The following is an 11,882-nucleotide window of genomic DNA, read 5'->3' as shown; positions in this document are numbered from 1 at the left end:
TGTGGGGGAAATGAAAATGATATATTATTTAATAGCCTTATTTGTCATTGCCATCGATCAAGTATCGAAATGGTTAATTGTAAAGAACGTGGAATTAGGTACAAGTATCCCGATTATCGATAATGTATTATACATAACATCACATCGGAATAGAGGAGCTGCCTGGGGCATTTTAGAAAATCAAATGTGGTTCTTCTATATTATTACAGTTGTTTTTGTAGGATTTATCGTATTTTATATGAAAAAGTATGCAAAAACAGATAAGCTCCTAGGGATTTCATTAGGTCTTATTTTAGGCGGAGCAATTGGCAATTTTATTGATCGTGTATTTAGACAAGAAGTGGTGGATTTCATTCACGTGTATATTTTTTCATACAACTATCCGGTATTTAACATAGCTGACTCAGCTTTATGTATTGGAGTTGTATTAATTATTATTCAAACATTATTAGAAGGAAAGAAAATGAAGGAGTAATTGAATGAGCGAAGTAGTACAAGTAACAGTTGCAGAAGAACAAAAAAATGAACGGATTGATAAATTTGTTGCTGGTGTAAACAATGAGTGGTCACGTACTCAAGTGCAGCAATGGATTAAAGATGGTGTTGTAACCGTAAATGGAAATACCATCAAAGGAAATTATAAAGTAAAAGCAAATGATGAAATTGCAGTAGCAATTCCAGAACCAGAAGAGCTTGATATTTTACCAGAAGACATGAATTTAGAAATTTATTATGAAGATGCAGATGTACTTGTTGTGAATAAGCCACGTGGTATGGTTGTACACCCAGCTCCTGGACATACAAGTGGTACACTTGTAAATGGATTAATGCATCATTGTAAGGACCTATCAGGGATTAACGGTGTAATGCGTCCTGGTATTGTTCACCGTATTGATAAAGACACGTCTGGTTTATTAATGGTTGCTAAAAATGATATGGCACATGAATCTCTTGTAAATCAGCTTGTGGCAAAAACAGTAACAAGACGATATAAGGCGATTGTTCACGGTGTAATTCCACACGATAAAGGAACAATTGATGCACCGATTGCTCGGGATAAGAAGGATCGTCAAAGTATGACGGTTGATGAAAATGGGAAACACGCTGTTACGCATTTTCAAGTATTAGAACGATTTAAAGATTTCACGCTTGTTGAATGTCGTTTAGAAACGGGACGTACACATCAAATTCGTGTTCATATGAAATATATTGGATACCCGCTTGCGGGAGATCCGAAATATGGTCCGAAAAAAACATTAGATATAAATGGACAGGCACTTCATGCAGGAATTTTAGGATTTGATCATCCTCGTACAGGCGAATATATCGAATTTGAGGCGCCTGTACCAGCGGTATTTGAAGAAGTCTTAAATGTTTTACGAAAATAGTATTGACAAAATGAGTAAAAACTGCGATACTAACAACAGTTAAATAATGATCCTTTAACACAGCCCCGTGAGGTTGAGAAGGTAACGGTTTGAAATACTTAGGGTATGCTTGTACCCTTTTTTCAAAAGTCCTCTCGCACACGTTGAGAGGACTTTTTTTATACCATCCCTCTCACGCAAGAAAAAAGCTTGGAGGTGTAGAGCATGAAAGAGAAAGCTGTCGTTTTAGATGACCAAATGATTCGCCGCGCTTTAACACGCATCAGTCATGAAATTGTGGAACGTAATAAAGGTGTTGATAATTGTGTTCTTGTCGGAATTAAAACACGTGGTATCTTTATTGCACAGCGTTTAGCAGAACGCATTGGTCAAATTGAAGGGAAAGAAATAGAAGTAGGTGAGTTAGACATCACATTGTATCGTGATGACCTAACACTACAATCTAAAAACAAAGAACCACTTGTAAAAGGTTCAGATATTCCTGTAGACATTACGAAGAAAAAAGTCATTCTTGTCGATGATGTATTATATACAGGAAGAACAGTTCGAGCAGCAATGGATGCTCTTATGGATTTAGGTAGACCATCACAAATCCAACTGGCTGTTCTTGTAGACAGAGGTCATCGTGAATTACCAATTCGCGCTGATTATGTAGGGAAGAACATTCCAACGTCAAGTGAAGAACGTATTGAAGTTGATTTGCAAGAGACAGATCAGCAAGATCGAGTAAGTATATACGATAAGTAAAGCCCTTTTAAATGTAGTCCCGTGAGGCTGCCAAAGGGTCTTGACTTTCGTATGTCAAATTTGACATACGAAAGTATAGGACTCTTTGTGCACAGGGCGCAAAGAGTTTTTTTATTGCAAAGTTTTAAACTGAAGGAGGATGTAACAATGGAGCAAAAGCCAGTGTTAGACATTCATGAAGTACCGAAACCGGGAAAATGGTTATTTTTGAGTATACAACATTTGTTCGCGATGTTTGGATCAACAGTGCTTGTTCCGTTCCTAACAGGACTGAATCCATCAGTAGCTTTAATCTCAAGTGGGTTAGGAACACTCGCGTTTCTACTTATAACAAAAGGTCAAGTACCAGCATATCTAGGGTCATCATTCGCGTTTATCGCACCGATTATAACGGCGAAGACTGCAGGGGGACCAGGAGCGGCAATGCTTGGTGGTTTACTAGCAGGACTTGTGTATATCTTGATTTCACTTGGAATTAAGAAATCGGGATCAGCGTGGATTATGAAGTTACTTCCACCGATTGTCGTTGGTCCAGTTGTAATGGTTATCGGATTAGCATTAGCGCATACAGCAGTTAATATGGCAATGAATGATACGGATGGTAAGTATAGTTTTACACACTTCTCAGTGGCATTAGTAACACTTGCAATTACAATCATTTGCTCGATATTTGGAAGAGGATTTTTCAGTATCATACCAGTCTTACTCGGGATTATCGGAGGATATATCTTCGCTTACTTCCAAGGGCTAGTGGATTTAAAGCCAGTGGCTCAGGCAAAATGGTTTGATGTACCAGATTTTGTAGTACCATTTGTAACTTATACACCAGAGTTTTCATGGAAAATCGTACTCTTAATGGTACCAGTTGCTCTAGTGACGATTTCAGAACACATTGGGCACCAAATTGTGCTAGGAAATGTTATTAAAAGAGATTTAATTGAAAAACCAGGTTTACATCGTTCAATTTTTGGCGATGGTCTAGCCACATTAATCGCATCAGTAATTGGTGGACCACCAAATACAACATACGGTGAAAACATAGGTGTACTGGCAATTACGAGAGCTTACAGTGTATATCTATTCATCGGATCAGCGGTCTTCGCGATTATGTTCGGATTTATCGGTAAGATTTCAGCACTGATTCACTCGATTCCAACACCAGTTATGGGGGGCGTATCAATCTTACTCTTTGGAGTAATTGCATCAAGCGGTTTACGCATGATGGTAGATGATAAAACAGACTTAAGCGACAAACGAAACTTAATGATTGCATCAGTGATTCTTGTAATCGGTATTGGTGGTGCGGTACTTCATGTCGGAGAATCATTCCAAGTAGAAGGAATGGCACTTGCAGCAATTGTAGGTGTACTGTTAAATCTACTGTTACCAGAAATGAAACAAAAACAACAATCTAAGCAGATTGCTTCATAAAAACAACCTTTTAATTCAGTCCTGTGAGACCGAAAAGGGTGGCTTCTTTCTTGCACCCTAGTCTCACATGACTAGGGTATTTTTATGCGAATATTGTTATATAAATACAAAAATGTTATCATAAAAATCAGAAAGATGAGGGATGACAATGAGCCATTTGTTAACGATGAGTGAATTATCGAAAGAAGAGATTTCAGAAATCCTAAAAGACGCAGAAGATTTCGCAAATGGAAGAGGTAAAAAAATAACAGAGCAAACATTTGTAGCGAACTTATTCTTTGAAAATAGTACGAGAACAAAGTTTAGCTTCGAAGTTGCTGAGAAGAGATTAGGACTAGATGTGTTAAACTTCTCAGCAGATTCATCTAGCGTACAAAAAGGAGAAACATTATACGATACGATAAGAACACTAGAATCAATCGGAACAAAAGCAGTAGTCATCCGCCATCAGCAAGATCGCTACTTCGATGAGCTAAAAGATAAAGTAAATATTCCAATTCTAAATGCTGGCGATGGATGTGGAAATCACCCAACGCAATGTCTGTTAGATCTTTTAACAATTAAACAAGAGTTTGGAAGATTTGAAGGATTAAAGATTGCAATCGTAGGAGACATCCGCCACAGTCGAGTAGCACGCTCTAATGCTGAAGCATTAACGAAACTAGGAGCAACAATTTACTTTGCTAGCCCAGAAGAGTGGAAAGATGAAACAAACACATTCGGAACATACAAAAGCTTAGATGAACTTGTTCCAGAAGTTGATGTGATGATGTTACTTCGTGTGCAACATGAGCGTCATGATCATTATGAAACAGACATCATGAAAGAATATCATGAGCAGCACGGTTTAACAATTGAGCGAGAAAAACGTATGAAACAAGGAAGCATTATTATGCATCCAGCTCCTGTAAACCGCGATGTAGAAATTGCGAGTGAACTCGTTGAGTGTGAGCGTTCTCGCATATTCAAACAGATGGAAAATGGAGTTTACGTAAGAATGGCTGTATTAAAACGCGCATTACCAAATGTATTAGGAGGAATGAAACATGAATTATTTGTTTAAAAACGGACGTTATCTAAATGAAGAAGGAAAAATCGTAGCAACAGATCTTCTTATACAAGATGGTAAAATTGCGAAAGTAGCAGAAAATATTACGGCAGATAATGCTGAAGTAATCGATGTAAACGGAAAATTAATCGCACCTGGATTAGTAGATGTACACGTTCATCTTCGCGAACCAGGTGGTGAACATAAAGAAACAATTGAAACTGGTACACTTGCAGCAGCAAAAGGTGGTTTTACAACAATTTGTGCAATGCCAAATACACGCCCAGTACCAGACAGCAAAGAACATATGGAAGACTTGCAAAAGAGAATTAAAGAAAAAGCACATGTAAATGTACTGCCATATGGCGCAATTACAGTACGCCAAGCAGGTTCTGAAATGACAGACTTTGAAACATTAAAAGAACTTGGAGCATTCGCGTTTACTGATGATGGAGTAGGCGTACAAGATGCAAGCATGATGCTAGCAGCTATGAAACGTGCGGCAAAATTAAATATGGCAGTCGTTGCACACTGTGAAGAAAATACACTGATTAATAAAGGTTGTGTACATGAAGGGAAGTTTTCTAAGGAACACGGATTAAACGGTATCCCATCAGTATGTGAATCTGTACATATTGCCCGGGACATTTTACTTGCGGAAGCAGCAGATTGCCACTATCACGTATGTCACGTAAGTACAAAAGGATCTGTACGAGTGATTCGTGATGCAAAGCGTGCTGGAATTAAAGTAACAGCAGAAGTAACACCGCACCACTTAGTATTATGTGAAGATGATATCCCATCAGTTGATCCAAACTTTAAAATGAATCCGCCGCTTCGAGGAAAAGAAGACCACGAAGCATTAATTGAAGGATTATTAGATGGAACAATCGATATAATCGCAACAGATCATGCACCGCATGCAGCAGAAGAAAAAGCACAAGGTATTGAAAGAGCACCATTTGGAATTACTGGTTTTGAAACAGCATTCCCATTACTATATACAAACCTTGTGAAGAAAGGAATTATCACATTAGAACAATTGATTCAATTTTTAACAGAAAAGCCAGCAGATACATTTGGTTTAAAAGTGGGGCGTCTGAAAGAAGGAAGAGCGGCAGATATTACAATTATTGATTTAGAACAAGAAGAAGAGATTGATCCAACAACATTCTTATCAAAAGGAAAAAATACGCCATTTGCAGGCTGGAAATGTCAAGGTTGGCCGGTTATGACAGTAGTTGGCGGTAAGATCGCATGGCAAAAGGAGAGTGCATTAGTATGAAAAGACAGCTTATCTTAGAAGATGGAACAGTATTAATTGGAAAAGGCTTCGGCGGAGAAATTGAAAAATCAGGTGAGGTCGTATTTACAACAGGAATGACAGGATACCAAGAAACATTATCTGATCCATCATACTGTGGTCAAATTGTAACATTTACGTACCCATTAATCGGAAACTACGGAATTAACCGTGACGACTTTGAATCGATTCAGCCATCTGTACACGGCTTAATCGTAAATGAAATTTGTGATCACCCATCGAACTTCCGTAATGAAATTTCATTAGATGAGTATTTAAAAGGAAGAAACATTCCAGGACTTGCAGGAATTGATACTAGAAAATTAACACGAAAAATTCGTCAATATGGAACATTGCGCGGACGTCTTTGTAACATGGATGCAGATGTAGACTATATCGTAAGTCAATTAAAAGCAACAGTCTTTACAGATCATGTAAAACGCGTATCAACAAAAGATCCATATCCAAGCCCAGGCCGTGGCTACCGCGTTGTACTTGTGGACTTTGGAATGAAGCACGGTATTTTGCGCGAACTAAATAAACGTGACTGTGATGTAATCGTTGTGCCTTACAATACATCAGCAGAAGAAATTCTACGTTTAAGCCCAGATGGAATTATGCTAAGTAACGGACCTGGAGATCCAAAAGATGTACCAGAAGCAATTGAAATGCTAAAAGGCATTATTGGAAAAGTACCGTTATTCGGAATTTGTCTTGGACATCAATTGTTCGCTCTAGCATCTGGTGCGAATACAATCAAATTAAAATTCGGTCACCGTGGTTTAAACCATCCTGTAAAACATGTAGCAACAGGAAAAGTTGCAATTACTTCTCAAAACCATGGCTATGCAGTAGAAGAAGAATCAGTGAAAAGTACAGATCTTGAAATTACACATGTTGCTTTAAACGATGGTACAGTAGAAGGTCTTCGTCATACGAAGTTCCCAGCATTTACAGTACAATATCATCCAGAAGCATCAGCAGGACCAGAAGATGCAAATGACTTATTTGAAGATTTCTTAGCAATGATTGCAAACTTTAAGAAAGAAGGGGAAGAGTTATGCCAAAACGCCTAGACATTAACACAATTTTAGTAATCGGATCAGGACCAATTGTAATCGGGCAAGCAGCGGAGTTTGATTACTCTGGAACACAAGCTTGTCAATCTCTTAAAGAGGAAGGTTACAAAGTAATCCTTGTCAACTCTAACCCAGCAACTATCATGACAGATACTGCAACAGCAGATAAAGTATACATCGAACCATTAACATTAGAATTTGTAAGCCGTATTATTCGTAAAGAACGTCCAGATGCAATTTTGCCAACACTTGGCGGACAAACAGGATTAAACATGGCTGTTGAACTTGCGAAATCAGGTGTACTTGATGAGTGCGGAGTTGAAATTTTAGGAACAAAATTATCAGCAATCGAGCAAGCGGAAGATCGTGATTTATTCCGTACATTAATGCAAGATTTAAATGAACCAACACCTCCAAGTGAAATTATTCATACGCTTGATGAAGCATATGAATTCGTAAAAGAAATCGGTTATCCAGTAATCGTTCGTCCAGCATTCACATTAGGAGGAACTGGTGGCGGTATTTGTAATAACGAAGAAGAGTTAATTGAAATCGTAACAAGTGGTTTAAAACATAGCCCAGTAACACAATGTTTATTAGAAAAAAGTATTGCTGGCTGTAAGGAAATTGAATATGAAGTAATGCGTGATTCAAATGATAACGCAATCGTAGTATGTAACATGGAAAATATCGATCCAGTTGGGGTTCACACAGGTGATTCTATCGTTGTAGCGCCGAGCCAAACATTAAGTGACCGTGAGTATCAAATGTTACGTAACACTTCATTACGAATTATTCGTGCATTAGGAATTGAAGGCGGATGTAACGTTCAGCTTGCACTTGATCCACATAGCTTCCAATACTATGTAATCGAAGTAAACCCACGTGTAAGTCGTTCATCTGCACTAGCATCCAAAGCAACTGGATATCCAATTGCGAAGTTAGCAGCGAAAATTGCAGTCGGTTTAACATTAGATGAAATTGTAAACCCAGTAACACAAAAAACATATGCATGTTTCGAGCCGGCATTAGACTATGTTGTTTCAAAAATTCCACGTTGGCCATTTGATAAGTTTGAATCAGCGAACAGAACGCTTGGTACACAGATGAAGGCAACTGGTGAGGTTATGTCAATCGGACGTAATTTAGAGGAATCATTATTAAAAGCGGTTCGTTCTTTAGAGCTTGGCATTTATCACCTAGAGTTAGAGCACTTAAAAGAGCTTGATAAAGAAACAATGAAAAAACGTATTATAAAAGCTGATGATGAGCGTCTGTTTGTTGTAGCAGAGGCGATTCGTCAAGGTGTAACGAAAGAAGAAATTAACTCATGGTGTGAAATGGACTTCTTCTTCTTACAAAAAGTTGAAAACATCGTAAACATGGAACGCGAAGTAAAAGCGAATGTAGGAAATATGGAAGTATTACAATACGCGAAAGAAATGGGCTTCAGTGATCACTACATTGCAGCTGCTTGGAACAAAACTGAGCGTGAAATTTACGATATGCGTAAAGAAAATAATATGACGCCAGTATTTAAAATGGTAGATACTTGTGCGGCAGAGTTTGAATCTGCAACACCGTATTACTACAGCACATACGGTGACGAGAATGAATCAATTGTGACAGATCGTAAGAGTGTAGTTGTACTAGGATCTGGACCAATCCGTATTGGTCAAGGTGTTGAGTTTGACTATGCAACAGTTCACTCTGTATGGGCAATTAAAGAAGCTGGATATGAAGCAATCATTATTAATAATAACCCAGAAACAGTATCAACAGACTTCAGTATTTCTGACAAATTATACTTTGAACCATTAACAATCGAAGATGTAATGCACATCATTGACTTAGAGCAGCCAGAAGGTGTTATCGTTCAGTTTGGTGGACAAACGGCAATTAACTTAGCGGCGAAATTAGAAGAACATGGTGTGAAAATTTTAGGAACATCACTTGAAGATTTAGACCGTGCAGAAGATCGTGATAAATTTGAAGCAGCTTTAACACAGCTTGGTATCCCACAACCAGTTGGTAAAACAGCAACAACTGTAGAACAAGCGGTAGCGATCGCTGAAGAAATTGGTTACCCAGTATTAGTAAGACCATCTTACGTACTAGGTGGGCGTGCGATGGAAATCGTATATCGTCAAGAAGAACTACTGCACTACATGAAAAATGCGGTTAAAGTTCATGCAGATCATCCAGTATTAATTGACCGCTACATGGTTGGTAAAGAAATTGAAGTAGATGCAATTTCAGACGGTGAAAATGTATTCATTCCAGGTATTATGGAACATATTGAACGCGCTGGAGTTCACTCTGGTGACTCGATTGGAGTATATCCACCGCAAAGCTTATCTGCAAAACTGAAAGAACAAATTATTGAAAATACAATTGCACTTGGAAGAGGATTAAACATTGTTGGATTACTAAATATCCAGTTTGTAGTATTCAAAGATGAAGTGTATGTAATTGAAGTAAACCCACGTGCGAGCCGTACAGTACCATTCTTAAGTAAAATTACAGGCGTACCAATGGCGAATATCGCAACGAAAGTTATTTTAGGCCAAAACCTTGTAGAACAAGGGTATGGAACTGGCTATCACCCAGAAGAGAATGAAGTGTATGTAAAAGCGCCAGTATTCTCATTTGCGAAACTACGTTCAGTTGATACAACATTAGGACCTGAAATGAAATCAACAGGGGAAGTAATGGGTAAAGACTTAACGCTTGAAAAAGCATTATATAAAGGACTTGTTGCTTCTGGAATTAACATTCCAACGCACGGATCAGTAATCATTACTGTGGCGGATAAAGATAAAGAAGAAGCAATGGAAATCGCAAAACGCTTCCATGAAATCGGTTATAACTTATTAGCAACAGCAGGAACAGCAAAATCTTTAACAGAACAAAATATTCCGGTGCAAGTTGTAAACAAAATTGATTCTGAAGACTACAACTTACTTGATATTATTCGTCAAGGAAAAGCACAGTTTGTTATCAATACATTAACAAAAGGAAAACAACCAGCGCGTGATGGTTTCCGCATTCGTCGTGAGTCTGTAGAGAATGGTGTAGCATGCTTAACATCACTTGATACAACAAGAGCAATTCTAAGAGTACTAGAATCTATGACATTCTCAGCTCACGCAATGAAAGAAATCGCGCCAGCGCAGCGTCACGAGGTGATACATGCATGATGCAAAAGCAAAATATGATCGTCGTTAATCAAACAGAAATCGCAAAAAACATTTACGAATTAGTGCTTCAAGGTGATCTTGTACAGCAAATGAACGAACCAGGGCAGTTTGTACACATTAAAGTAGCAGAAGGCATTACGCCTCTGCTGCGCCGCCCAATTAGTATTTGTAATGTCGATCAAGAAAAGAACGAATTTACAATGCTATATCGTGCGGAAGGACAAGGAACAAAAACACTAGCAAAGAGAAAACAAGGTGAACTTGTAGATGTATTAGGACCATTAGGCCATGGATTTCCTGTAGAAGAAGCAGAGGCTGGACAAACAGCTCTATTAGTAGGAGGCGGAATTGGTGTGCCACCACTTTATGAGCTATCACAACGCCTTGTTGCAAAGGGAGTACGTGTGATTCACATCTTAGGCTTCCAAACAAAAGATGTTGTCTTCTACGAAGAGAAATTTGCGGAACTTGGTGATACGTATATTGCAACAGTCGATGGCACACATGGTACAAAAGGATTTGTAACAGATGTGATTGATAGCTATGGAATTGACTTTGACATTTTATATTCATGCGGACCTTTAGCGATGCTTCGTGCATTAGAAGGCCGTTATAAAGAGAAAAAAGCCTATATTTCACTAGAAGAACGTATGGGCTGTGGTATTGGAGCATGCTTTGCATGTGTATGCCACTTGCAAGAAGATCCAAGCGGACATTCTTACAAGAAGGTGTGTAGCGACGGGCCAGTATTTCCAATCGGGGAGGTTGTACTATGAACAGATTGCAAGTTGACTTACCAGGATTATCATTAAAGAATCCGATTATCCCAGCATCTGGTTGTTTTGGGTTTGGTCGTGAGTACGCACAGTTTTATGATTTAAGTGTACTCGGATCAATCATGATTAAAGCAACAACAGAACAACCTCGTTATGGAAATCCAACGCCTCGTGTTGCTGAAACACCGGGCGGAATGCTAAATGCAATTGGGCTTCAAAACCCAGGGCTAGAAAAGGTAATGACTTCCGAATTACCATGGTTAGAGCAATTTGATCTTCCAATTATTGCAAACGTTGCAGGCTCACAAGCTGAGGATTATGTAGCAGTAGCGAAAGAAATTTCGAAAGCACCAAATGTTCATGCGCTAGAATTAAATATTTCTTGTCCTAACGTAAAAACGGGAGGTATTGCTTTTGGGACAGTCCCAGAAATTGCTGCTGATTTAACGAAGCGAGTAAAAGAGGTTTCTGAAGTACCGGTATATGTGAAATTGTCACCGAACGTGGCAAACATTGTGGAGATTGCGAAGGCAATTGAAAATGCAGGTGCGGATGGTTTAACGATGATCAATACATTGCTTGGTATGCGTCTAGATTTAAAAACAGCAAAACCCATTTTAGCAAACCGTACAGGTGGACTATCAGGCCCTGCAATCAAGCCAGTGGCGATTCGTATGGTGCATGAAGTAAGCCAAGCGGTTAACATTCCAATTATCGGAATGGGTGGTATTGAATCAGCGGAAGATGTAGTTGAGTTCTTTTACGCTGGTGCAAGTGCAGTTGCAGTTGGTACAGCGAACTTTGTAGATCCGTTCGTATGTCCAACAATTATTGAAGAATTACCAGCATTATTAGATGAGTTAGGGTTTGAACACATTTCGGAATGCCAGGGAAGGAGCTGGAAATAATC

The 11,882-nt window shown here is 38.7% G+C and carries 10 protein-coding genes; all 10 read left to right on the top strand.

From position 1 onward, the window contains the following. Nucleotides 1-16 precede the first annotated feature (16 nt). The 10 genes from lspA (at nucleotide 17) to pyrD (ending at nucleotide 11,880) form a co-directional block, all read left to right on the top strand. A complete protein-coding gene (gene lspA, locus J4P91_RS03770) occupies nucleotides 17-475 on the top strand; it encodes a lipoprotein signal peptidase LspA (protein WP_017151193.1) in 459 nt (152 codons plus the stop codon). Nucleotides 476-479: 4 nt separating this feature from the next. Continuing rightward, nucleotides 480-1,388, top strand: coding sequence for an RluA family pseudouridine synthase (locus J4P91_RS03765; protein ID WP_207993008.1), 909 nt, complete (start codon nucleotides 480-482; stop codon nucleotides 1,386-1,388). A 204-nt stretch (nucleotides 1,389-1,592) separates the two neighbouring features. Further along, nucleotides 1,593-2,135: a bifunctional pyrimidine operon transcriptional regulator/uracil phosphoribosyltransferase gene (pyrR, locus tag J4P91_RS03760; protein WP_017151195.1), complete on the top strand. Its 543-nt coding sequence runs from the start codon at nucleotides 1,593-1,595 to the stop codon at nucleotides 2,133-2,135. A gap of 147 nt (nucleotides 2,136-2,282) precedes the next feature. After that, nucleotides 2,283-3,566 carry a uracil permease gene (gene uraA / locus J4P91_RS03755; protein WP_207993007.1) on the top strand — a complete coding sequence of 428 codons (1,284 nt, stop codon included), beginning with the start codon at nucleotides 2,283-2,285 and terminating at the stop codon, nucleotides 3,564-3,566. 148 nt (nucleotides 3,567-3,714) lie between these two features. Beyond that, complete coding sequence (gene pyrB, locus J4P91_RS03750; protein ID WP_207993006.1) at nucleotides 3,715-4,629, top strand: aspartate carbamoyltransferase; 915 nt, start codon at nucleotides 3,715-3,717, stop codon at nucleotides 4,627-4,629. Continuing rightward, nucleotides 4,613-5,899, top strand: a complete 1,287-nt coding sequence (pyrC, locus tag J4P91_RS03745) for a dihydroorotase (protein ID WP_207993005.1) — start codon at nucleotides 4,613-4,615, stop codon at nucleotides 5,897-5,899. Before pyrB ends, pyrC begins: the two co-directional genes overlap by 17 nt. Continuing rightward, the gene (locus tag J4P91_RS03740) at nucleotides 5,896-6,993 is read left to right on the top strand and encodes a carbamoyl phosphate synthase small subunit (protein WP_207993004.1); all 1,098 of its coding nucleotides are present in this window, start codon (nucleotides 5,896-5,898) and stop codon (nucleotides 6,991-6,993) included. The genes pyrC and J4P91_RS03740 overlap by 4 nt, the downstream gene beginning before the upstream one ends. Continuing rightward, nucleotides 6,978-10,196 (top strand): carbamoyl-phosphate synthase large subunit, encoded by a 3,219-nt coding sequence (carB, locus tag J4P91_RS03735; protein ID WP_207993003.1) that lies wholly within the window; start codon nucleotides 6,978-6,980, stop codon nucleotides 10,194-10,196. Before J4P91_RS03740 ends, carB begins: the two co-directional genes overlap by 16 nt. Next, nucleotides 10,193-10,972: a dihydroorotate oxidase B electron transfer subunit gene (gene pyrK, locus J4P91_RS03730; RefSeq protein ID WP_207993002.1), complete on the top strand. Its 780-nt coding sequence runs from the start codon at nucleotides 10,193-10,195 to the stop codon at nucleotides 10,970-10,972. Before carB ends, pyrK begins: the two co-directional genes overlap by 4 nt. Continuing rightward, complete coding sequence (gene pyrD / locus J4P91_RS03725; protein ID WP_207993001.1) at nucleotides 10,969-11,880, top strand: dihydroorotate oxidase B catalytic subunit; 912 nt, start codon at nucleotides 10,969-10,971, stop codon at nucleotides 11,878-11,880. Before pyrK ends, pyrD begins: the two co-directional genes overlap by 4 nt. Nucleotides 11,881-11,882: the final 2 nt, after the last annotated feature.

The sequence above is a fragment of the Bacillus sp. XF8 genome, assembly GCF_017498755.1.
Lineage (GTDB): Bacteria > Bacillota > Bacilli > Bacillales > Bacillaceae_G > Bacillus_A > Bacillus_A bingmayongensis.
The sequence above is the reverse complement of the archived record's forward strand: the minus strand, read 5'-3'. Positions and strand labels throughout refer to the sequence as shown.